The sequence below is a fragment of the Larkinella rosea genome (assembly GCF_003858635.1).
Taxonomy (GTDB): domain Bacteria; phylum Bacteroidota; class Bacteroidia; order Cytophagales; family Spirosomataceae; genus Larkinella; species Larkinella rosea.
On record NZ_RQJO01000007.1, the window covers coordinates 1,988,785 to 2,013,893 of the forward strand.

The window sequence follows — 25,109 nt, forward strand, 5'->3', positions numbered from 1 at the left end:
AAATAGATCATAAACTACTGAATTTCAGCACAATAACTTCGCAAAATAATTCTGCTTTTTTGAACAAACCGGACGGTATTTTCGTTCTAATTGTATGAACGAGAACACAGAAAAGTCGACAACTCAAGAGGGTAAACTGGTACCGTTTTCACCGGCCCAACCCGTGGACGAAACATGGCGGAAATCCATTCCGGCGCAGGTGTTTCTGAATCACTTCTTCGCTATTGATTTTCACCTTCAACGGCAGGACGACCTGTTCGATCTGCGCCGTTTTCCGTTGTTCCAGGATTTTGCGCCCGCCGTTTCCGACGAGCAGCGCAAGGCATTGGAAAAGTTGTTGCTGAATAGCTGGAGTGCCGAGTATGCCCTTCGGATTACGCCGGTGGTCAACGATAACCAGTATTTGCAAAGTTCGTTGCACTGGACGTTCCCGCAGGCGTATTACAGCGTATTGTTCAGTGTGCGGGCTTTTCTGCACACGATGGGCGAACCGGTGAGTAATGAAGAGATCATTCGCCGGCGAATCGGCAACATGGTCGTGCGCGGGTATTACCCGGCTTCGATCGGTTTTTACGCGTCCGGACCCTTGAACGGATACCGCACGATGCGGCTTCCGTTGGCGAAATTCGATATTGCCAAACCGGATCTGACCTTGCCTTCGCGGGAATCAGCCGCGCAGATTGAGATTGCTCAGTTTCTGAAAACTTCCCGCGACCGGCGAATCAAAGCCTTGCGGCAGGCGATTCAAAACAACCCGAAGACGGCATTGCGAAGCGCCAAAACCGGCAAAGTTCTGCAGAAGTTCGGCCTTGACCAATACAAGCAACTGGGCAAACAGATCGGTTATACGACTTATTTCGACGCCCTGAGTCGTCTGCGGATTTCGTCGACCAATCGCGAGATCGAGCGGTTTGTGGAGTCGGAGATCGACGTTCGGTTGTTCCACGAGAGTCTGGTCAATATTGTGTCGCACATCAATGCCGTTCATGAAGCCTATATTGCCAAAGCGTTGGGGATTCAGGGCTATAAACAGCTGATTGCCAAACTGCCCTCGTATTTGCAGGAAGGTTTTCTCCGCGAACGGCTGAACAAAGTCATTGAGCCGATGCTGCTTCCTGAACAATCAGAACTGCGGATTGCAGCGTAATGGAAGGTGAATATCGAAGGCCTGTGATTTCACTATTCGCAGTTACTTCTTTATAAACGAAAGGCCCCGGTGATGAAGCCGGGGCTTTTCTTATTTGCTACGTTCCAGGTAGTTTCGGGTTATTTCCAGGTACTTCCCAACCGGCGGCATTTTCAGATCGGTTTCCTTCGCCAGTTCATCCCAGCCACGTACCTGCAAAATGCCCCGGAAATACGGATTATTCTCAAACGCCTGCGCTTCGTTGGCCGACATCGGCCCGCCCTGAAATTCCAGTGTTTTCAGACTTGCTTCCGACAATTTGTCGAAATACGCCGGATGCTTGAACGTCAAATACCGTTTGGCATTCACATGGTGTTCAATAAGTTGCGCCACTTTTTCCGAAAAACCGCGTTCGCGCAGCCAGTCGGCCCCCAGCTTTTCGTGATCGACCCGACCGTAATCATCCATGTGATCCTCTGCCAGATCCGACGGCAGCAAATGCCCAATGTCGTGCAGAAAAGCCGCAATGATCGTTTCATCATCGGCCCCGGCGCGTTCGGCCAGCATGGCCGACTGCAACATGTGTTCCAGTTGCGACACGGGTTCGCCGTAGTAATCATCGGACCCATGCTGCTCAAACAGCTCGGTTAGTTCGGAAATAATTTGCTCAGTTGTCATACTTATAGGAGTGATTGTGTGAATGAGTGATTGAGTAAATAGAAAATAAGGCATCCGTTTTTATTCACTCAATCACTCATTCACACAATCACTAATTATTACTTGTCCCACCAAACCAGGGTGTTGATGTCATTGGCGCCCTGGCGGGTGATGGCTTCTTCGGTGGCGGCTTTGTTCAGGCTGAGTTCTGAACTCGGGTATTGGAACCGCACCGGAATGCGGTTTTGGTTCAGGTTCGAAACGCCCGGTTTGAGGGCGGGATAGCCCGTCCGGCGCCAGTCGAACCACCCTTCCAGACCACTGTAAAATAACGCAATCCATTTCTGAGTTCCAATCAGCTCCAGCGCTTTTGTGTCGGAAAACGCCACATCGGGCTGCGTCAGGTAACCCGCCGGAACATCCAGTCCGTAAAAGCCAAACGAAGCCGTGATGCCTTTTTCGTAATAGCTTTTAGCATCACCGGTAATGAGCTTTTTCTGAGCGGCTTCAGCCAGCAGGAACTGCAACTCGGCGTAGTTCATGATAATTCCTTTCGCAATGTTCAGGTTGGCGTCCGTCGGCGTACCAAAACCGTCAATATAATAGGTTGCGCCCACGCGGGACACGTTCTGAGCCCCCCCGTTGTAGGTCAATGCCGAGACGTCATCCAACCCGTTCGGAACACCCACATACGCCGGTTTTCCGGCCGCAACCGATGCCACTGTCGGGCGGGCGAAGATCATCAGACGCGGGTCGTTCAATTGAGCCAGTTTGTCACCCAGGGTTTTACCCAGCCGGAACTCGTCGAACGAACCCACCCGCGAGGTATACAACGGAAACTGGTTTGGGACCGTCGGCAAATAACGCAAGGCCGCGTTGTCGGCGTTCGCGGTGAAAACCGGCGTTGCCGTCGCATTGCTGACGATCGCCTGCAAATCTGCCTTCACATCGCGCCGGTTCGAAATCCGCATCAGATACCGCACCCGGAGTGAATTGGCCATTTTTTTCCACTTCGACACATCGCCACCGTACAGAATATCGCCGTTTACCACCCCATTTTCGGGCGCCAGCAGCGCATTGGCATCTGTCAGATCTTTCAGAATTCCGTTGTAAATGGCTTCCTGCGTATCGTATTTCGGAAAGAAATTTTTATCCTTTCCTTTGGTTGCTTCCGAATACGGTGCATCACCGTAGGCATCCGTCACCAGCGACATCATCCACGACTTCATGACCAGCGCAATTCCCTGGTAATTCTTCTGAACCGGATTGGTCGACGACGCGATGTTGTACATGTTCTGCACTTCACGGAGCGTCGAGTACGTCGTGCCCCAGATACCGTTTTGCTCTCCCCACAAATACCGGTCTTCGTTAACGAACTGAATTTTAGCCGTATACTGCATAACAATGTTGCCGATGCCCCAGGCCGTTCCCATGTTTTCGTTCACCGTCGACCGGATGATGTTCGGCAAAAGCAGATCCGGCGTCACGGTATTCGGGACGTTCGGATTGGTGTTGACTTCCTCAAAATTATTGTCGCAGGACGTACTGGCTGCGATCAAAAGTGCCAGACAGGCGATGAGTTGGATGTATGTTTTTTTCATTAGAATGCTATGATTTGATGATCAGAGGCTTACTGGGCAAATGGTTTTATTGATCAGTTGGGTGAATTATACCGGCGTACCCGGCCATTCAACCATCGATAACCATCCAATCCTTAAAGCCATCCAACAATTATAAGTTAAACGACAGGTTGACACCGTAGTTACGCGCCGACGGAATGGCCACTGACTCCGAACCCGGAATGACCGTTCCGCCCGAAACGGAGGAAGTTTCGGGATCGATGTGCGGCACTTTGGTCCACAAAAACAGGTTGCGGCCCACCAGCGAAACCGTTACGTTGCGGAAGGGCAGTTTCTTACCCAGCACCGAATTGGGCAGTGAATACCCAAACTTCACTTCCCGAAGCTTGGTGAATGAGGCATCGAAAATGGCGTCTTCCAATACCCGGCGACCAAGCGTAAAGGCCGTGTGCCACTCCCGGGCCGAAATCCGGCGGCTATTGGCAACAAACTGTCCCTCACCGGTTTTTACCACCCCCGGAACCACATAGTACGTTCCGGCTGGTGCATTTTTGAACTCCTTATCAACCGAGTTATCGTAGTACCCATTTTCGCGGCCCTGCAACGTTTCAACCAATTGACCACCTTCACGTCCTACGACATACGTGTGCGAATAAACTTCTCCGCCTTTCCGGATATCAAACAGGAAACTGAGGTTAAATCCTTTGTATTTGAAGGAATTACTGATACCGGCCAACCAGTCGGGGTTGTAATTCCCGAGTTTCTTCAGGTCATTGGTCGACACCGGCCGACCGTCCGTCGTGATCACCAGCTTACCCACATTCTGGCCCGTTGGGTCGTAATAAGCACTTTTCGGATCGCTGCTCACCCGCTCATACGCATAGCCGTACATGTCGCCCATCCGCTCGTTGACCCGCGCCTGAACCGAGAAATACCGGTTAGCCAGTTCGTAGGTCGAAACCCCATTGGCCAGTTCCAGCACCTTGCTGCGGTTGCGCGAGAAGTTGACATTCACATCCCAACGGAAACCGGTATTGTCCCACCGGATCGGCGTCAGGTTCAGCATCACTTCGATACCGCTGTTCTGAATTCGACCGGCATTCTGAACAATCTGGCTATAACCTGTTGTTCCCGATAACGGCAAAAAGATAATCTGGTTTCTACTGACCGTGTTGTAATAGGTAACATCCAAACCGACCCGGTTTTTCAGAAAACGAAGATCAAACCCGTATTCCTGCGAACTGCTGATCTCCGGTTTCAGAGCCAGGTTCGGAATCCGGGTCGATTCGCTGAATGTTGGCGTCGTTCCCCAGGGCGTTCCCGGATTATACGGCTGCGAGAACTGGTACGGTTCGGTGTCATTTCCGACCTGGGCGTAACCCGCCCGAAGTTTGGCAAACGAAACCCACTCCGGCAGTTTTACCCAGTCGCTCACCACGGCGCTGAGCGTTCCCGACCAATAGAAATACGAATTATCGGCGGTTCCGGCAACGCCCTGTGGCAACGTCAGCGTACTCGACCAGTCGTTCCGACCGGTCATTTCCAGCGTCAGTTTGTCTTTGTAGGTCAATTGTCCCGACGCAAACGCGCTGTTGATCCGGCGGTTGGAGATGTTCTGCGAATATTCCAGCGGCACCCGGCTGTTGTTCAGGCTATAAACGCCCGGAACCGTCAATTGAGGGGCAAAATTGTCGATGTAATCGTATTTGTTCAACCGTTGGTTACCACCCAGTGTACCGCTGAGGGTAAAGGCATCGTTCAGTCGCTTGTCGACCAAAAACAGCAAATCCGTGTTGCGTTCCAGGGTTTTTACGGCTTCCCGACGGTATGAACCGTACGGATACCGCTGCGTACTGAACGCCCGCTGGCGCACCCGCAGTTCGTCCTGGTAATCGACCTGCGTCCGGCCTTGCACCGACAGCCAATCCGTCAACTGATACGACAGCGTGACGTTCCCGATCACCCGGTTGATGTCCTGTCCGTTCGTGTTTTCGTACAGGTTAAAATACGGGTTGTCGTGGTAGTTATAGTTGAAGTTAAACTGCTGAATGCCTTCCAGACCCGGCTGCCAGTAGTTTTTCATCGACGCCATGTCGATCTGGCGGCCCCACCAGCAATTGAGCAGATACATGATATTTTCGGTTCCGTAGCTCAGGTTGGGGCGGTTATCGCTGTGGTTTCGGATATAGCTCACGTTGGTCCGCGCGGTAAACCGGTCGGTTAGTTTGTAACCGGCATTCACATTGAATGTATTCCGGGTTAAATCCGTGTTCGGAACGTAGCCTTTCTGTTCCAGATTGGTATACGACAGCCGGAAATCACCCTTATCGTTGCTTCCAGTCACGGCGACGTTATTCGTAACAATCCGGCCGGTTTCAAAGAAATCGCGAACACTGTTGGGATGGGCGATAAACGGCGTTGGCGTGGCAACGCCGGGGCCGCCTGGCACTTTCGAATCGCCCGCCCGGTAACCTTTGTCCGTCGGTGAATCGTGCTGAACGAGCAGGCGGCCATCCATTTTTGGCCCCCAGCTTTCATCCACACCGTCGCGCAAACCGCCCCCGGAACCGTCTTTAAACGTAAATTCACCGTTCAAGCCCTGACCGTAAACATTCTGGTAATCAGGCAGTCGCAACACGGATTCAAACGTCAGGTTTGAGTTGATACTTACGCCAATACCTTTGGTGGCTTTGCCGGTTTTGGTTGTGATGACCACCACGCCGTTGGCCGCCCGCGAACCATACAAAGCCGTGGCACTGGCTCCTTTCAAAACCGTCATCGTTTCCACGTCGTCCGGGTTGATAAAACCGGCGCCGTTTCCGTAATCCGCATCCTGGTTGTTCCGACCCGACGAACCGACAAAATTGTTGTTGATCGGCAAACCGTCGATCACAAACAGCGGCTGATTTCCGTTGATATTCAGTGACTTTTCGCCCCGAATGGTAATCCGCGACGAGCCGCCGATTCCGGACGGACTGTTGACGACCGTTACCCCCGCGATTTTTCCCGCCAGCTGGCTCACCAGGTTGGTTTCCCGTGCCTGCGACAATGCCGAATTGTCGATTTTCTGGGTGACATACCCCAGATTGCGCTGTTGCTTGGAAATACCCAGCGCCGTCACAACTACTTCGTTCAGGGCCTGGGTCGAAGCCGCCAGGGTTACGTTAATCATGGTTTTTGAGCCCACCGAAACTTCCTGGGCTTCAAAACCAATAAACGAATAGATCAAAACCGCCGACGGATTCGGGACCGTCAGCGAATAAGTACCGTCATTGCGCGTTGTGGTCCCCGTCGTCGTTCCTTTCACAACAATGGAAACGCCCGGCAAAGCCTGCCCGGCTTCGGATGAAACCACTTTCCCGGTTATGGTCTGCGCCAATAGGGGAAAACCAATCAAAACGATGGCCACGGTCAGTATAAACCGACAATACCTAAGCCTCCCCACGATTAGTGATGGTAGTTTTTCTTTCATAATGAAGTTAGCGTTGTTCCGACGTGCGGAAAAGTTGAACAATGGATACTGGATAAGATAAACGTTGTACTCACTTTACGAAGCCGCAAAAGTACAGATTGGTTATTGTGTGATTATTAAGGAATTATGAACTTTGTACGACCTGACCTACAAATAGTATAATATTTGCTATTTCTCAAAGTATTCAATATAAATAATCATATTGACTAGTAAAGTAAAAATAAAATACCTAAATAATATAATATCATGGTTAAGTAATTCTGATAAGTAGTTACAAAAAATCAACCTTACTCGAAACCGTTCGGATACAATACAGAATCCCTGGTCAGACTGGATGGAGAAGAATTTTCGACCGGTTCAGACCCAGTCCCGACTTTTCGGCTACCGAAATTGGCAGATACCTCTTCTCAATTTTCCGGATTTACTGGACAGACGGTCAATCAGCCACGCCGGATTGAAGCGGTTTTCTTCATTCCGCCCGAACCGGATTGCATTCCTTCAGGTATATCCATGAACTCCAAAATGGTTGTGTAGCCTATAACAAATGTCCAAAGGCTATCCTGCCGGAAAAATAGAATCCTTCAAAACTGCTCATCCGGTCATCGGCCAAATTAGTGGCTTTCGAGATTACTCATACGTTACTATTTTAATTCCACTATTTTCATTCAAGCTCCATTTACCGTTTAATAAGAAGAATAGGGATAAAACAAACGATATTTTTAGCTTTGATCATTCGGTATAAATTCAATTTAGTATTACAAAATTAAGGATTGAAAATCGCAATCCAAGCGTTTATTATGTTGAATACCGCACTTCTATTTCTGAAAAAATACCTGAAAAACAACCCATCTCTTGAGCAGGTTGATATTGACCTTAAATACCTGCCTAGCAAAACAACCGATTTAGAAGATGCCAGTAGTAATATCTTTATTACGTTATTAAGCATTGAAGAAGAACGATCGACTAAATCCCCGTACCGATACGAACGCAAAACCGATGTAAGCCCAGCCCGAATTAATATTATAAATTCAGAGTTAGCACTGAATTTATATTTAATGATCAGTAGTAGCGGAGATTATGTAGAAGCGCTGAAAAATATTTCCAAAGTAATAGCAACATTTGCCAACAAGAATTCATTCGAGAAAGCAGATTTTGAAGCTGTTTTATTGGAAGGTGATGACATCGATCCACTTTCCCAATTGTCGCTGGATATACAGAATTTTTCACTGGATCAGACCAATAATCTTTGGCAGGCATTAGCCAATAATATTATACCTCATATCATTTACAAAGTTCGAATCGTAGCAATTACGCCAACCTTACCTCAAGCCACAACCCGGGAGGTCAGGGAAATTAATGTGGAGACCAAAACGCTATGAATGCGGCTACCAAGAAACTTTTGAAGCTGACAATCAAATCACCAACGGGTGCGAAGGCCGTTTTTGCACCGTCCATAGAAACCGCTTCTTTGTTTACCAGCAGCGGTTTATTGGTCAATAAAAAGGCTCTGCTAGCCGAACTGGAAGTGTATTTTCAAGGTAGCGTTCTGAACAAAAAAATCATCCCGTTCCCTAAATTAAAACCAGGAAACGATCTGTATTTTTTACTGAATAGTGCTCAGGATAAACTTGTTTTCAGGGGAAATGTAACCCCTAAGTCAAATCAGGTAGGTTTCGTGGAACTCATCCGGGAAACCAACGAGGTTAACAAAGTGTATACCTGGGCGTTTGTTGAAGCAATCAACGTAAGACCCTGTAAAACAACATTTACCAAGGAAGACAATCAGTTTTTGGGATCCTACGAAGGGGTCATCAAACGCGCCGACGGAACGGAAATTTTTCGGCAAAACCTGACTACGGTTTTATCCGGCAGCCAAAAAAAGGCACTCAATCTATCCTTTGATTTTTCCAGCTTTCCTTCCGGTGTTTATGAGTTCACACTAGCCGACAGTAATCTTTGGAGCGAGCGGTTTCTAGTTGATAAAACCGGCGAATATAAGACAAGATCCACTATAGTTATCCGGATACCTTATTCTAATGTTCTGCAAGGCTATACGGAATCTTTTGAGTTGGAAGATGGAACGCTTAAGGAAGACGAATTTATAACTTGTACAATTGAATTCAAATAAATTCCCCGGCAATTCATTCCTTACATTTCAGCAAAAAATCAACTTAGTAAGGTAAGTAATCGTTTTTATTTAACGGTTATTAATTGTAAATCATTCCTTTTACATTTGACTCATCCAAGTAATTAAAGTATCTCTTCTAGAAAAATTAAATTCACTATTTATATATGTAATAATAGTGAATTGATGAACATTCCGCTTCATCGATCTAACCTACTTTGCACATATGATCTCATTTAACTAATTAAGTATCCAATGGCACTCGCGACAAAAATACCCGGAGTTTACGTAGAAGAAATTTCAAAATTTCCACCTTCTATTGCCGAAGTTGAAACCGCTATTCCGGCATTTATTGGTCACACCGAAAAAGCAAAACAATATACACCGGATGATTTACGGATGATACCGAAAAAAATCAGTTCGATGCTTGATTTTGAGGTATTTTTTGGAGGAGCGAATAAACCGGTTGTCAATTCAGTTACGATTAATCCCGAAACCCGGGAAGTTACCGACGCCAGCATCACGTATAAAAACTATCTTTACGACAGCCTTCAACTATTTTATACCAATGGTGGTGGTGTCTGCTATATCGTTTCCATCGGAAGTTTTAACGACGACTTTGATAAAGGCAAATTTCTGGATGGGCTTACGAAAATAAAAGAGGAAGATGAGCCAACCATTTTGCTTTTTCCGGATGCGGTAAATTTGAGCCAGGCTGACTTTAAGGATGTGCAGCAGGCCGCTTTGATGCAATGTGGCGAACTCATGGACCGGGTAACGATTCTGGACATCAAGGAAGGTGACGAGTTGGGTGAGCGTTTTCGGGACGACATTGGCATGACCTACCTGAAATATGGAGCGGCTTACACCCCCTGGCTCAAGGCCAATCTCACCGAAAGCCTGGACTTCTCGGATGTATTTGACAAACTGAGGGATAGCGAGGGAAAGAAAGTTCTATTCACCGATTTTGTTTCTGCCGACGAAGCCGCTGGACTGAGCAAACGACTGGAAGATATTGCTTTTGATAATCAAGCCCTTACTACTCTTTCGGATACGATAGCGGCTCTTAACAAAGCGTACAGTGATCAGCGGAAAGCCTACCTGGCCGCCGTAAACACGCATAAAACGGCGGCCAATCCCGGAACAACCGATGTAAATATCGTAAAGGCTTTTAGGAACCTACTGGGAACCGTTTACAAGGCGGCCAGTGCGCTGGAAGGAGCAGCTGAGACGATCAAGGACAGCACACTTCAGACCTCCCTGATTACCCGAATTACCAACTCCCTTGTCGGCAAGTATACAGAACTGATACAGTGGGAGTTCGCCCTGGCTAAAACGGCGGCATTTGAGAATGCGGCTGAATTGAACGATTATGAGTCACTTTTTGGGGTTGATGCAACGTATGCGCCGAACACCGTGCCAAAGGCCGAATACTGGGGTAAAGATAACGAGTCGATTTTCAAGACCGCCGACAGTAACACGGTGATTGTGGCCGATGCCACGTACGAAGAACTACTTACCCCAACCGTTACGACGAACTTAAAGGATATCGATGCGGCACTGGGCAAGCTGGGTGCGGAGATCGTGGCGGAAGGCTTAAACAGTGCCAAAACAATCAACGAAGCACTGGAAGCGAAATCAAACGCCTACAAAATTCTGCTGAAATCCATCGAATCGCAATCCGGGGTGATTCCGCCGTCGGGAGCCATTGCCGGACTTTATTGCCTGACCGACAACACCCGCGGAGTCTGGAAAGCGCCGGCCAACATCAGCATCGGCGGGATCAATGGCGTCAGCCGACGGTTCCGGAACGACGAGCTGGAGAACCTGAATATCGATGTCAACGCCGGAAAATCCATCAACGCCATACGCCCCATTACGGGGCAGGGCACGATGGTCATGGGCGCGCGGACCCTGGCCGGAAACGACAAAGAATGGCGGTATGTCCCGGTCCGGCGGTTTTATAATTTCGTCGAAGAAAGCACCAAAAAATCGACCCAGTGGGCCGTTTTCGAGCCCAATGATGCCAACCTGTGGCTCAAAGTAAAAACAATGGTCGAAAACTTCCTCTACAACTTATGGCGGCAGGGCGCTTTGGCCGGGGCTAAACCCGAGCACGCTTATTACGTAGCCTGCGGCCTGGGCCAAACCATGACTTCCCAGGATATTCTGGATGGGAAACTGAACATTGAAATTGGCATGGCCGTTGTCCGCCCGGCGGAATTTATTGTGCTGCGGTTCTTCCATAAACTACAGGAATCGTGAGGGAGGTATTCGTGACGACAGCGATTGATTTTCCATAAACACCTTTAACCACCATGGCAACGAAATATCCCTTACCAAAATCGCATTTCCGGGTTGATTGGGGCGGCACAAACATTGGCTTCAGCGAAGTAACCGGGCTAACGGTTGAACACCAGGTCATCGAATACCGCGAAGGCTCAAGTCCGGATTTTTCAATGATCAAAATGCCGGGGCTCCGTAAATACAACAACATTACGCTCAAACGCGGCATTACGCAGACGGACAGCGATTTTTTCAAATGGCTCAATTCTTCCGCCCTGAATACCATTGACCGGCGGGACCTGACGATTTCACTGCTCAATCAGGCTCACGAACCGGTGGTGGTCTGGAAGGTCAAAAACGCCTGGCCGTCGAAAATGGACTCCGGTTCGCTCGATGCCAAAAGCAACGATGTTGCCATTGAGTCGCTGGAACTCGTTAACGAAGGCATTACGGTCGAGTTTCTGTAACGTAAAAACCGGCCGTTCTTGCTATGCTGAGCCCTTATCCTGCCGTTGGTTTTCATTTTCTGGTCAATTTCATGGGCATCCCCGGTTTTTTGTTCGATACCAAATTCATGGAGGTAACGGGCCTGACCGCCGAACTGGAGCACGAACCCCTCATTGAAGCCGGAAATAACCGCTTTACCCATAAGTTACCGACCCGGACCAAGTTTGGCAATCTGGTGCTGAAACGGGGGGTGCCCGCACTGGGCCTGTCGCCCCTGGTGGCCTGGGCAACGGCGGCCATTTATTTCATGGAATTTCTCCCGATCGAAGTCCAGGTGATTCTGCTGAATGAAAACCACATTCCCCTGAAAGCCTGGAATTTCACGAAAGCGTACCCCGTAAAAATCGATTACACCGGTTTGAATGCGCGGGAAAACCAGATCGTCATCGAAACACTGGAACTGGCTTACCAATTCGCCACACCCCTGTCGCTCTGATATTTGCCGTTTCAAAAAAACTAAATCCGTTCTGAACCATGCCCGTCGAAATTAGAGAACTGATTATCAAAGCCCAGGTCGAGAACAAGGCCCCGGTTCAGTCCGACAACCGATCGATCGAGTTGCAGCGAACCAATGCGGAATTGCTGCTTCGTCAACTGAATCAAAAAATCAAAAACCGGAACGAACGATGAGCTTTTTGGATACGGTTTGGGGCGAAACGAAAAAGCTGAAATTTGAGGCTTATCCGGACAATACGTTCGAGGAAAAGAAGAAATCGGGTGAGTTTACGGTGCAGTATAACCCGGCGTCTTTTGCCAACAGCTTTCAGATTTCGCGCGAAGACCGGGTCGCCGGTGAAACCACAACTCCCATCTACAAGTTTGTCACCCTGCCCGAAGTAAGCATTGAATTTACGCTCGATGCGTCGGGAGTCGACGCCAGTTTGTTGAATCTGTTCAAAACGAAAACCATCAAAGAACAGATCGACACGTATCTCAAGGTGGTTTACCACGTCAATTCGGATACGCACGAACCCAGTTTTATCAAGATCATTTATGGCGAACTGATTTACAAAACCGTTTTAAAGTCCTGCGACGTTACCTACACGCTTTTCAAAGCCGACGGAACTCCGCTGCGGGCCAGGGTAACGTCCAAATTTCAGAGTGTTCAGAACAGCCAGGAACTGGCCCGCACGCTGAGCCTGGAGTCGCCGGATGTAACCCATCAGAAGATTATGAAAGACCACGACAACCTGGTGTCCCTTTCCAACGATACGTACGACCGAAACGACCTCTACCAGCGTGTGGCCCGCTTCAACGACCTGAATACATTCCGGCGGATTCCGGCCGGCACTGTCCTTTTTTTCCCTTCCCTTAAAAAGTAGCGGGATTGTTTAACCCGAAGCAATCCGGAAAAATACACGCACATGGCCCAGCCCAACGCCGACCTTCCACACACAACGGTTCCCAGTTTCAGTATTCTGAGCGACGGAACGGCTTTGGATGTTTCGCAGGTGGTTAGCCTTTCGATTTCGACGGAGATCGGTAAAATACCGCAGGCCGAGGTGGTGTTAAACGACGGCAGTATGGCCAAACGAACGTTCGAAATCAGCAGCACCAACCGGTTCATTCCGGGGTCGGTGCTGGAAATCAAGGCAGGCTATCAGCAAACGAATAAGAGTATTTTTAAGGGCGTCGTGGTCAAACACGGAATCCGGACGACCTTAAGCCAGAACTCCACGCTGACCATCGAGCTGAAGCACGCACTTTACAAAGCCGCGCTTACCCGAAAAAGCGGAATTTTCATGAAACAGAAGGACAGCGACACGCTGGATTCCATTCTCGGAACGTATGCCGTTGAAAAATCCGTCGAGGATACGCAAACGGAGCACCTACAGATGGTTCAGATGAACTGCACCGACTGGGATTTTGTCAACCTGCGGGCCGAAGCAAACAACCTGTTGGTGCTCCCCAAACCGGAGAAAACCGAAATTAAAAAACCGGAAACTTCGGCCCCCGAAAAAGTGACCCTGGAATTCGGCGTTTCGCTGATCGAAGCCGACCTGGAACTGGACAATCGGGTGGCATTTGAAAATTTCGAAGGCCAAACCTGGGACAGTGCCGAGCAGGAAATCAGTTCGGCCAGCTCGACCCTGACCGGGCTTTCCGAAACCGGTAACCTCCCGGCCAGTGAGTTAGCATCGAAAGCCAACCACCACTCGTACGTAGTTCGGAACGGGGCAAGTCTGGCCGAAAACGAACTCATTGAGGTGCTCAATACGCAAAAAAGCCGGAGCCTGCTCAGTAAAATCCGGGGCATCGTCAAATGCGAGGGCACCAGTGACGTGCAGATTGGGGATATGGTGAAGCTGGCGGGCCTGGGCGACCGGTTCAACGGGAAGGCGTTGGTAACGGGCGTCATGCACGATATCGGCCCCGGTCGCTGGTTCACCACCCTCCAGATCGGGTTGAATGCCGAAAGTTTTCTGGACCGGTTTTCGGACGTGAATGAAAAACCGGCCGGAGGCTTACTCCCGGCGGTCAATGGGTTGCAGGTCGGGATTGTATCGACCATTATTCCGGAACAGGACGAACCGAATATTCTGGTCAGGATTCCGATCACAACCGCCCGGGAAGAAGGCGTTTGGGCCCGGGTTGCCCGGCTGGATGCGGGCTCGAACCGGGGAGCGGTTTTTCATCCGGAAGAAAACGACGAGGTTATTCTGGGATTTGTCAACGACGATCCGCGCCAGGCGGTGATCCTCGGAATGCTCAACAGCAGCAAAAACAACGTACCCGACGAACTCAAAGCAGCTCAGGACAATCCCGTGAAGGGATTTATTACCCGAAGTGAACTGAAATTGCTGTTCGACGACAAAAAGGGAATCATCACGCTTGAAACCCCGCAGGGCAAAGTAGTGATTGACGACGACCGGAAATCCATTACGATCAACGACGATTCCAACCAAAACAGCATTACGCTCTCGGACAAGGGCATAACGATCGAATGCGGCAAAGACCTGACGATTTCGGCCCGGGGAAACGTAAAAATAGAAGGTAAAAAAGTGGAAATAAAAGCCTCCGGCAGCCTGTCGGCCGAAGGCTCGGGAGGAGTCAGTCTGAAGTCAAACGGGATTACCGAAATAAAAGGATCGATGGTCAACATCAATTAAACGACTATGCCAGCAGCAGTACGGGTCGGCGATTTAACCAACCACGGCGGCACGGTGGTGGGCCCCGGCTGCCCGACCGTGATGATCGGCAAAATGCCGGCCGCCGTCGTGGGCGACATCCACGTCTGCGTGATTCCGTCGCCCCCTCCGCACCCGCCCTCCTCGCCTTTTCCGGCGGGCAGTGCAACGGTTAACATTGGCGGAAAACCGGCCTTGCGAACGGTCGATGCCTGTGTGTGCGGGGCCATGGCTGCGGTGGGCGAACCGACCGTGAACATTGGCTAGCGGGCCAGACAAGGGCCGATTTTCAGAAAACAACCTTATTCTTAACGCAATGGACCCGTTCGAACAAACCTTTTTGGGCCGGGGATGGGCTTTTCCGCCCGAATTTAATCCGGTTAGTGGTCAGGCAAAAATGCTTTCCAACGAAGAAGACATTCAAAGCAGCCTGAAAATCCTGCTGGCGACCCGGGTGGGTGAGCGGATCATGCAGCCTTCGTTCGGCTGTAACCTGGATATTATGTTATTTGAACCGATCAGTACGACGCTCAAAGCCCGCGTCAAAGACCTGGTTTTTACGGCCATTTACAACTATGAGCCCCGGATTCGACCGCTGTCGGTTTCCTTGATCGGTAAAGACGAGGACGGCATTGTGGAAGTCGAGGTTGAGTACGAAGTCAAAGCGACGAATTCACGGTACAACCTGGTTTATCCATTCTACCTCAACGAAGGCGTCTGAAAAACGAACCGACGGTTTTGTATTCGTTTAAAAAGTTTATGTCAATCAAAGTCCGTAACCGATGTCAACGCTTTGCCATACGCCCCACCCGCTGACCCGACAAGGCACGGCCCAAACCGACAGGCTACCCGAAGGTCTGAAGAGCGGTTTTGTGGATTTGGATGAACGAACGTTGACCAATCTGGTTCGGCAAAGTGCGGAGTACAGTCGTTACATTGGATTTTATGACGGGGTACATGCCGATCCGTCGGCCCGGGCTGACTGGACGGTATTTTTTGAACAGATTTACGATTTCTCGACCAAACGCTGCCGGTTTTCCAGCATCGACGAATTGAAAACCGGTGAAATCAGTCCGCATCTGGGTTTATTTCTGGCGTTTCTGCAACTCTTCCAGATCAACCAGTCGAACCTCAACGAACTGACCGACAAGCACATCAGCCTCTTTTACGAAGATGTTCTGCAACTGGCTTACAAACCGACCCTACCAGACAAGGCGGTTATTTTTACTACCCTGGCCAAAAGTCAGGAAAGTCTGCTGCTGAAAAGCGGTACCCGGCTGCTGGCGGGAAAAGATGGTCAGGGCAATCCGCGCGTATACAAAACCACCGAAGAGGTTGTTGTCAACCAGGCGCAGGTGACGGATTTAAAAACCGTCTTCGTCCAGAAAAACGGGGGTGAAATCCAGCACATTGCGCTTACGCAAAAAGCCGATACGGCCGATGGTATTTCCAAACCCATTGAAAGCGAACCCGCGTCCTGGGACCCGTTTGGGAACGGAAATCAACCGAAGGCCGAAATTGGTTGTCTGATTGCTTCCCCGATTTTTTATTTGAGCGAAGGCAACCGGACGATTACGTTGTCGGCAGGAAACTTTCCGGCCGAACTGGCGGATCAACTCACGATTCAATACACGGCGCCAAAGGGTTGGCAGGAGGTCAGCAGCTGGGAACTTCCCGGGGGCAAACTGGTGATCACCCTTGCACCGGCCTTACCGGCCTGGGTTGGTTTCGACCCCGAAAAGCACGGCGACCGGTTTTTTGATACGGTGTTGCCGCTCCTCAAAATTTCCCTGAAAGACCATGCGCAGTATCGCTTATTGCAGCAAAACAAGCCGGATATTACCATCGATGTCAGCGTTACCGGTTGCAAGAATCTGCTGCTTTACAATGACTTGGGGGAAATCGATCCATCCAAATCGTTTTTGCCATTCGGAACCCGGCCCGTTCCCAATTCCTCCAAACTGATCATCGGTTATCCTTCGGCGTTCAACAAATACCTGAAAAATTTCGCGCTTGTCGTCAATGAGAACCCGGCTCTCTCCAATTCGGTCGTGAATTTCAGTCAGGCATTTCCTTTGGTGGGTGGCGTCTGGCAAGCGGCTTTTCCCGGTGATCGAAATAACTACAATGCCGTCGGTGTTTTCAAAAACGACTATTCGCAGGACGAAGCCGATTTAAGTTACTCGACCCAAACCAAAAATAACTTTATCCGGGTCATCAACCAGTACGATTATGCCAAAGCGCTGGCCAGCTACACCCAATTCATTGCCGAAACCGCCGGGGGTGGTTCGACCAGTTCGAAGGCGACAACCACTGCCAGTACTGTCAAAATAAAGGACAAGATTGCCGAACGTGCAACCGATGTATCCAAAGAAGCCATACTGATCGGCACATACATCGAAGTCAACCCACCGGTTATTCCGGAATACGAATCGTTGACGCTGCATTACAACGCCAGCGTTTCCCTCAAAAACGATGCGGCTTCGTTTTTTTACCAGATCCATCCGTTTGGTTACCAGAAATTTAACAAAACCGTACCACCGAATCTAATGCCGGAATTTGGCAGCGAAGGCACCCTTTACATCGGCATTTCCAGGCTGCTCAAAGGGCAGTCGCTTTCCCTCCATTTTCAGCTTCTCGAAAGCAGCGGAAATCCCGACCTCAAAATCAACGGCATCACCTGGTTTACGGCCAGCAACAACAGCCTGGTTCGGATGGCGCCCCACGAAATCATCAAGGACACTACCGGTCAGCTGACCACTTCCGGCATCATCCGGTTTTCACTGCCACCGGAGGCTTTTGAAAACCGCAATACGGTTTTGGATTCGAACAAAGTCTGGCTGGTCGCCCGCTGTGAGCAGGATTGTGCCGCGTATCCACGGGTGATCGCCATCAAAAGTCAGGCGGTGGAAAGTACTTTTTTCAACCAGAACAACGAAACCGCTCATTTAACCACAGGACTGGAAGCCGGAACAATTACTAAAGTCGAACTGCCGCTTTCCGGATTAAAAAAAATTGAACAACCCTACGTCTCCACCGGCGGCCGGTCTGCGGAGTCCGTTTCCGCTTACCGAACCCGGGTTAGCGAACTGCTGCGGCACAAAAGCAGAGCCTGGAATATCTGGGATTATGAGCGGATGGTGCTGGAAGAATTTCCCGAAATCTATAAAGTAAAGTGTATTTCGCACAGCAAAAGTACGACCGAATACGCCCCCGGAAACGTCCTTCTGGTTGTTCTTCCGCACCTCGAAGACGTACAAACCCAGGATTTGCTGCAACCCAAAGTAAGCATCGGAAAGCGGGAGGAAATCCGGGCATACCTGCAAAAATTCGTGAGTCCTTTCGTAAAAATCGAGGTCATCAATCCGGTTTACGAAGCCCTGGAAGTAACCGCACACGTCACCTTAATCGATGGTTTTGACAAAGCCTATTACGCCGATCAGGTCAGCAAAGCGCTCAAAGCCTGGCTGTCGCCGTGGCTGAAAAGCCGGGAAGAAGGCCTGACGTTCAGGGGAGAACTCTACCAATCGGATCTGATCAACTTTATCGAGCAGTTAGCGTACGTTGATTACATCGGTTTTTTGGAAGTTCGAACCTATGTCAACGGTGCCCCCGTGCTGTGTGGTGAGCACATTAAAACGTCCAGCCAGTCGGTCATTCTGACCTCCTCGGCGACCCACGTAATCGATACCGACAAGCCATGCTGAACCCGGACAATTACACGCTTCCCGCCCAACCCGACTTACCCGCGTCACAGGATTATGCGGCACTGCGGGCGCAGGGAATAGCCCATATACAGCGCCTTTCCGGCCAGCTCTGGACCGATTACAACGTGCATGATCCGGGGGTTACCATCCTCGAACTGCTTTGTTACGCCCTGACGGATTTGGGGTATCGCACCAATTTCGACATCAGGGACCTGCTCACCAAACCGCAGTCGTTTACACCGAATCTGGGCGAATCGGTTTTTACGGCCCGGGAGATTCTGACATTTCATCCGGTGACCCTCAACGATTACCGGAAATTGTTGCTCGATCACTTTCTTTCTTTACGGAACGTGTGGCTGAAACCGATTCAGTCCCACTTTACGCCCCACATTTTTGTGGCTAAAAATCACGCCGAACTGACGTACGAAGATACCGGCACGAATCCGGCCTTAACGGTGGGCGGTTTTTACACCGTTCAACTGGAATTGCAGGACAGTGATTCGTTCGACTTTCGGGTCACCACCGCGGCCGAAGCCGACGACATCAAAAGTGCCGTTCACCGGTTTCTGCTGAATCACCGCAATTTATGCGAAGATTTTGTCGGTGTCGACCTCGTTCAGTACGAATACGTTGGCGTCTGTGCCGATTTTGAACTCGATCAACAGGCAGATCCGGTGGCGATCAAAAAACAGATTTATCAGCTCATTTACGCGTACATCACGCCATCGCTGCATTTTTACACGATTGCTGAACTGCTGGCCAAAGGCCGATCGATTGAGGAGATATTTCAGGGGAGTGTGGCCGAAAACGGCTTCATCGACTATGCCGAACTGGAAGCTTTTGAAAGCCGGAAAGTGTTGTATACCTCCGATCTGATCCATCTTTTGATCAGCTCGATCAAAGGGATTCGGAGCATTCGTAAAATCCACCTGAGTTCCTACCAACTGGATGCGACGGGGCAACGGATCGATCTCAAAAATCCCCTGAAAACCGGTGAGAAATATTGCCTTCACCTAACCGATCCGAACCGGGTTTTCCGGCTCCGGCTCGACCTCCTGGATGATCCGACGGATAAAAACCGCATCAATAAATTCAGTTTTTTCTTCAATGAACTCCAGGTTCCGATCCGGATCAAACCGGGCGAGGTAACGCTGGACGAAATCGTTCCCAAACGACGGGGAATAACCGATCTGGCCAATGATTTACCGGCGCTGAGGGGAAAAAACCGGGATCTGGAGCACTACTATTCCATCCAGAACGAGTTTCCGAAAGTGTATTTACTGGGTCAGGAATCGATTTCGGAACAATTCCCCGATGCGCGCAAAGCCCAGCGATTACAGCTCAAAGGGTATTTGCTGTTTTTCGAGCAACTGCTGGCGGATTATCTTTCCCAACTGAACAACGCATCGGAGCTGCTTTCGTGGAGCGACAAACCGGACGACCGGAGTTATTTTTATCAGGCCCTATCCGGCGAGGAAATCGTGGATCTGAACGAACTCAAGTTACCGGATTACGACGACCTGTTCGACCACAATACGTATTCGGAAACGGTTTTGGGGCAAACTCCGATTGAAAATTTTAACCGGCGAAACCGGTTTTTGAACCACCTGATCAGTCGGTTCAACGACAGCTTCGTTGAGTTCAGCATTGCCCAGTTCATTCGCTATTCGTCGGCGCACCGCTACACACCCGCTGCCATCGTAGCCGATAAAAAGTCCTTTTTGCGGAGCTATCCGAAACTCAGCGGTGAACGATCGCACGCGTTCAATTACGAGCATCCGGTCTGGAATACCCCCAACCTGTCCGGTTTTGAGTTGCGAATAGCGAAAAAACTGGGTTTGTCGAACACGCTGACGGCGGATTCGGACGCGTTGCTCCAGCATTCGCTGATCCATCCTTTTTTCCAGATCGATGACACCGGAGCGCTGGTCTGGCCGGAACCTCGGAAATACCGGGATAACCGGGACCTTTCCTTCGACGAAATTTTCGGCCTTCACATCATCGAACATCAGTTGCTGGTGCCCCGCTGGGGGGTCGAAAAGCTGCTGGACATCTGCGAGGAGCCCGACAATTTCGGGCGCGACTGTTTTTGCCGCGACCCTTATTCATTCCGGGTGACGGCGGTTTTGCCGGGTTGGCTGCCCATTTCGATGGACATGAGTTTCCGGAAATACGTCGAAAACCTGATTCGCGAAGAACTGCCCGCCCATCTAAGCCTGAAAATCTGCTGGATTGGTCCCGACGAGATGTTCGAATTCGAGCAGAACTACTTCGCGTTTGCAAACTGCCTGAGCGGTTTTGCCGCCAATCATACCTGTTACCAGGTAAAAGAGGAAGCACCGAATCCGGACTATGTGGACTCGCTGAACCGGTTCATCACCACCATCAACGGGCTAAATAACATGTATCCACCTTCGTACCTGGTTGATTGTGACGACATTGAGCTGGACGAAAACAACACGATCAAAAAACATCCGGTCATTCTGAACCGGACGGCCCTCCGGGAATATGAACCCCGGAACATCTGGCAAAAACCGGAACCGGATCCGCTCAACCCGGCCCGAAGCCAGACCGCCCGTAAGATAGTCTGGAAAAATGCCGATGAAAAGCGACCCATTCCGCTGGATTTGGGGCAGGATTCGACGGCCAAACTGCACCTGACCATCGACCGGGAAACCTACACGGTTTTTGTTTTTCCGGATCGGGATGAGAACCGGCGAATCACGGGTGGCCGTTGGGTCCTGAATGACGAAGTATCCTATCCGTTGAACGTGCAGCTCCCTGGAGCGGACGGCAGTCGTCCGGCGTTTTACGTGGAGATCGACAACACGGTTTTGGTCATTGATTTCGCCAACGCACAACCGCTGTTTTCGCAATCGAAAGCCGAACAACAGTACTTTGAATCTCGCAGCACCTGCCCTCCCACGCAACAACCGGAGCGATCGGCGCAGCAACGATTCGAAGCCATTTTTACAAGGTAGTGAGTGATTACAAGGTCATTGTATTTCCATTGATGAGAAATGCATCCCGGTTTCTGGGGAGAATCGAAGGTTGTTAGCATTACACCGAACAAAAACGTCATTGTCATGGAATCCGTCCTGAATACCACTTTTCCTGTTTATAAGGAGGACCAGGTGTTGAGTCATTACCAGCTCAACGGTTCGTTCAATTATCTGGAGGAACAAATTCGTATTACCCGAACCGGGCTGATTGCAACCGGTATTGTCGACGGACTGGAGCTGGAATTTACGAACAATTCGGTCACCCTTAAAAAAGGCGTGGCCGTGACTTCGCTGGGTTTCCAGATCGAATGGCGTGAAAAAACATTCACCCATATCCGTTCGCTGGAACTCTCAAAAGACTTTCTGGAACCCATCCTTGACGACGACAATTCCCTGAAAAATATACTGGCGAAATCAGCCCGGTACCAGGCCATCAAAGCATCCACCGAATTAGTGGATGATTCGTTCACCGAAGCCAAAACACCGCTTTCCTCGGCCATTTTAGCGGGCAAAGTGGTGCTGGTGCTCTTCGAAATGGGCGTTAAACAGGCCGACCAGTGCGATGCCAACTCCTGCGACGAAAATAGCGCCAATGTCATCATTACCATCCGTCCGCTATTGATTTCGCAGGCCGAAGCCGATACCACCAACGCCAACCAAAGCGCCCAGGCTTATTTTCAACTGACCGGAGATCCGGTTTTTATCCCCCGCTTCGACATTCCCAAAACCGCCCTGTCTACCCGTACGGATGTGGTGGCGGCCTTTCAGAAGGTGAATAGTGGCGCAGTGCCAACCGCCATTAACGCTGCGTTGAAGGCCCTTTATGAAACCACCAAAACCGTATTCGGGCATCTGAAAGGATTCAACCTCCTGAATGCGGATCGGATTGAACCGCAGGTTTCCAAATACAAAAACACGGATAACGGGCAATACCTGTACAATTGGCTACAGGACCTTGTTCAGGCGTATCACGAAATTCTGGAAGTCGGCAAAGCCTATCACCGAGATGGTGTAACGGACCAATTTCCTTTCCACGTGCTGGCGGGTCCGACGGATAATGCGCTCAGCAACACCCAGTACCGAACGGGCTATTTTCCGGCTCCACCGCTGGCCAGAGACGAACTGGAAAACTTTAACCGACTGGAATTTCTGTTCAAGCGGCTCATTCACCTACTCAACAATTTTGACGTTTCAAAAACCGCTATCAAAGTCACTCCCTCTATGTATGGCAACAAGCTGCTCGAAAAAAAAGCGGTTCCTTACTACTATACGGGCGAAAAAGAACTGAGCCGGCTGTGGAAGCCCAAAGGCCTGCCGCTGGGTTACAAAGCCGACCAATACGCGCCGGATAAAAATCACCTGGTCAAGCCCTTGCTGTATGACCTCGAAGCGCATGATTTTTACCGGATTGAAGGGCATATCGGAACGAATTATCAGGATGCGATCCGGTCGATCGAGCTGATTCGGGAGGCCCACCGTCTGCCGTTTAAAGTGATTGCGTTAAATGCCATCGACATCAGGGATCGGGAACTGGCCATCAACGACGCCGAATTTGATTACAGCGATCTGGAAGTCGACTACGACATTGCGCGCACGCGGGTTACCAAAATAACCGGTAAGATTACCGACTGGCTCACCGATCATAGAGCCGACCTGGTTCCTAAAATCATGGCCGACTCGGCCGTCACCAATTTGATCAATCTGGTTAACTCCTGTTCTAATTTATTTACGGAAGATCTCACCGAATTTCTGGACAATTACGACGATTTAAAAACCGCCTTTGACAACATCCACTACATCTACCTGGTTCACCGGGCCTGTATTAAGGTGACGGATTTTCAATCGGAGGATTTAATGGATCACCTTGACCAACTGAATGACCTGGTTCTGGAAGATCCGTTTACGGTTCTCTTTACCGAAGCCCGGCGACGCTACACAGAATCCGTCAAGAAAACGCTTTTCAGTAATTTCTATCAGTCCCACACGGGAATTGAACCGCTGAACGGAACGATCCGGGGCGGTACGTTTTTGCTGGTTTACTCGGATAGTTCCATTCTGGTCAAAACCAAACCGCCCGTGGTCAAAACCGGGTCGCTGGAAGCCACGCTGGAGATTCGAAATTACAAAAAGGCCCTGTCGGTGACGGCCGAAGACAATGCCAGGTTCGTCAAGCAGATTGAAAAATCGAATCCGGTTATTAAATCGAAGCAGGTTCTTCTGCAACGGGACGCCGTCATTGCCGCCAATCCCGACGAAACCAAAAAAATCCAGAAGGCGGCTTATGACCAGATGAGCGAAATGCTGGCGGAAAAACTGCCGCTCGAATACAAATTTGTGGTGACCGATCTGTGGAAATCACTCGAGAATAAATTAGGGATTCTGGACGTGATTCCGCCCGCCAGCACCGATGGCATTGTCTTTGCCGATTTCTGTTTGCCGTACATCTGCTGCGGAGAAGGCGATGCGATCAATCTCGTTTTGCCAACTGTGACGGTCCTGCCCCAGATCGCAATCAGCAAAACCGCCTTTTGTGCCAATAATCCGGAGAAAGTGGAGGTAACGCTCACGCCATCCGATTTGGAGGGGACTTTCACGGAAAATATCACCAGCGAAGTCGGGAAATACTTTTTCAAGAGTTCGGCAACCGAGGGTGATCAGAAAATCTCCTTTACGTCGAAAGCCAATCAGAAAAGCAACGAACTGACGGTCACGATTTTACCGGCCCGCACCATACCGCTTGAGCTGACAACGAAACAAAAAGCCAACGATCCCCGTGAATGTGTTCTGACGATCAACAATCCGATGGCCGGTGAGCAGTACGACGTTGATTTTGGGGACGGTACCACGCTCAAAAATCAAACAAAAACCACGCTTGAACATACGTATCCGGCTGAAGCCCAATCCTACCCCATCAAGGTGACTGCGACCATCGGCACTCTGTGTCCGGTGGAAGGAAATTCCAAGTATGAAGTCGTACCGTTACCCGCCCCACCCCCGCAACCGGTTTTCAAGCTTGATGCAACGGAATTCTGCATAAGCAATAATCAGCCTGTTGAAATTCAGGTCGATGCCGATTTTAAGCTAACGGCGGTTCAGAATCAGGGCAATTTAAAATTCGAAGGCAATAAACCCGTATTTCTTCCCAACAAGCAGGTTATAACACAAACCACGGTTTTCCCGTTGACGTATAAAGGCATTTCGCTGACCATTACCATTATCCGACCTTCGGCTGATTTTGAATTGACGAATGATGCAGAAAATAAACTAATCATCTTATCTCCCAAAAACGCAACGAGGGTAATCGGCTTTCTCTGGAAGTGGGATCCACAGTCGGAATTTGTGAATCGAGCGTTAAAAGAGCAGGAAAAAAATAAAGAGCTCAAAGTTCCCTACAGTATCATTCTGGAAATGGGAAATATTCCCTTTAGCCTGACTGTTGTAACCGAATTATGCGGCAAGGACAGCGTGCAGAAAAGGCTGGTCGCCAATCGTCAACTCGGTACATTTATTTTAGAATAA

The 25,109-nt window shown here is 49.9% G+C and carries 17 protein-coding genes; 14 read left to right on the forward strand and 3 right to left on the reverse strand.

Annotated elements, in window-relative coordinates; all coding sequences use genetic code 11:
- The first annotated feature begins 94 nt into the window (after nt 1–94).
- Nucleotides 95–1,147, forward strand: coding sequence for a hypothetical protein (locus EHT25_RS08250; protein ID WP_229311469.1), 1,053 nt, complete (start codon nt 95–97; stop codon nt 1,145–1,147).
- A 90-nt stretch (nt 1,148–1,237) separates the two neighbouring features.
- Here the strand turns inward: EHT25_RS08250 and EHT25_RS08255 are convergent, their stop codons facing one another.
- The 3 genes from EHT25_RS08255 to EHT25_RS08265 all read right to left on the reverse strand — a co-directional run bounded on the left by EHT25_RS08255 (nt 1,238) and on the right by EHT25_RS08265 (nt 6,835).
- The gene (locus EHT25_RS08255) at nt 1,238–1,804 is read right to left on the reverse strand and encodes a phosphonate degradation HD-domain oxygenase (protein WP_124873147.1); all 567 of its coding nucleotides are present in this window, start codon (nt 1,802–1,804) and stop codon (nt 1,238–1,240) included.
- Nucleotides 1,805–1,902: 98 nt separating this feature from the next.
- Nucleotides 1,903–3,384 (reverse strand): SusD/RagB family nutrient-binding outer membrane lipoprotein, encoded by a 1,482-nt coding sequence (locus tag EHT25_RS08260; RefSeq protein WP_124873149.1) that lies wholly within the window; start codon nt 3,382–3,384, stop codon nt 1,903–1,905.
- Nucleotides 3,385–3,514: 130 nt separating this feature from the next.
- The gene (locus EHT25_RS08265) at nt 3,515–6,835 is read right to left on the reverse strand and encodes a SusC/RagA family TonB-linked outer membrane protein (RefSeq protein ID WP_124873151.1); all 3,321 of its coding nucleotides are present in this window, start codon (nt 6,833–6,835) and stop codon (nt 3,515–3,517) included.
- A 770-nt stretch (nt 6,836–7,605) separates the two neighbouring features.
- Between EHT25_RS08265 and EHT25_RS08270 the strand changes: the two genes are divergently transcribed.
- The 13 genes from EHT25_RS08270 to EHT25_RS08325 all read left to right on the forward strand — a co-directional run bounded on the left by EHT25_RS08270 (nt 7,606) and on the right by EHT25_RS08325 (nt 25,109).
- The gene (locus EHT25_RS08270; protein WP_124873153.1) at nt 7,606–8,214 is read left to right on the forward strand and encodes a Pvc16 family protein; all 609 of its coding nucleotides are present in this window, start codon (nt 7,606–7,608) and stop codon (nt 8,212–8,214) included.
- Nucleotides 8,211–8,963, forward strand: coding sequence for a hypothetical protein (locus EHT25_RS08275; RefSeq protein WP_124873155.1), 753 nt, complete (start codon nt 8,211–8,213; stop codon nt 8,961–8,963). The genes EHT25_RS08270 and EHT25_RS08275 overlap by 4 nt, the downstream gene beginning before the upstream one ends.
- A 252-nt stretch (nt 8,964–9,215) precedes the next feature.
- Entirely contained in the window at nt 9,216–11,225 is a 2,010-nt protein-coding gene (locus EHT25_RS08280) for a phage tail sheath family protein (protein ID WP_124873157.1), read from the forward strand.
- A 53-nt stretch (nt 11,226–11,278) separates the two neighbouring features.
- A complete protein-coding gene (locus tag EHT25_RS08285) occupies nt 11,279–11,713 on the forward strand; it encodes a phage tail protein (RefSeq protein ID WP_124873159.1) in 435 nt (144 codons plus the stop codon).
- Between the two features lie 23 nt (nt 11,714–11,736).
- Complete coding sequence (locus EHT25_RS08290) at nt 11,737–12,189, forward strand: phage tail protein (protein WP_124873162.1); 453 nt, start codon at nt 11,737–11,739, stop codon at nt 12,187–12,189.
- A gap of 38 nt (nt 12,190–12,227) precedes the next feature.
- On the forward strand, nt 12,228–12,383 hold the full coding sequence (locus EHT25_RS32620) for a DUF5908 family protein (RefSeq protein ID WP_185731299.1): 156 nt from the start codon (nt 12,228–12,230) through the stop codon (nt 12,381–12,383).
- Complete coding sequence (locus EHT25_RS08295) at nt 12,380–13,075, forward strand: CIS tube protein (protein ID WP_124873164.1); 696 nt, start codon at nt 12,380–12,382, stop codon at nt 13,073–13,075. Before EHT25_RS32620 ends, EHT25_RS08295 begins: the two co-directional genes overlap by 4 nt.
- 42 nt (nt 13,076–13,117) lie before the next feature.
- Complete coding sequence (vgrG, locus tag EHT25_RS08300) at nt 13,118–14,863, forward strand: type VI secretion system tip protein VgrG (RefSeq protein WP_124873167.1); 1,746 nt, start codon at nt 13,118–13,120, stop codon at nt 14,861–14,863.
- 6 nt (nt 14,864–14,869) lie between these two features.
- Entirely contained in the window at nt 14,870–15,148 is a 279-nt protein-coding gene (locus EHT25_RS08305) for a PAAR domain-containing contractile injection system baseplate protein (RefSeq protein WP_124873169.1), read from the forward strand.
- Between the two features lie 49 nt (nt 15,149–15,197).
- A complete protein-coding gene (locus EHT25_RS08310; RefSeq protein ID WP_124873171.1) occupies nt 15,198–15,602 on the forward strand; it encodes a gp25 family contractile injection system sheath assembly initiator in 405 nt (134 codons plus the stop codon).
- Between the two features lie 61 nt (nt 15,603–15,663).
- The gene (locus EHT25_RS08315; protein WP_124873173.1) at nt 15,664–18,588 is read left to right on the forward strand and encodes a baseplate J/gp47 family protein; all 2,925 of its coding nucleotides are present in this window, start codon (nt 15,664–15,666) and stop codon (nt 18,586–18,588) included.
- Nucleotides 18,582–21,569, forward strand: a complete 2,988-nt coding sequence (locus EHT25_RS08320) for a contractile injection system baseplate wedge protein (RefSeq protein WP_124873176.1) — start codon at nt 18,582–18,584, stop codon at nt 21,567–21,569. Before EHT25_RS08315 ends, EHT25_RS08320 begins: the two co-directional genes overlap by 7 nt.
- Before the next feature lie 105 nt (nt 21,570–21,674).
- Nucleotides 21,675–25,109 (forward strand): hypothetical protein, encoded by a 3,435-nt coding sequence (locus tag EHT25_RS08325; protein WP_124873178.1) that lies wholly within the window; start codon nt 21,675–21,677, stop codon nt 25,107–25,109.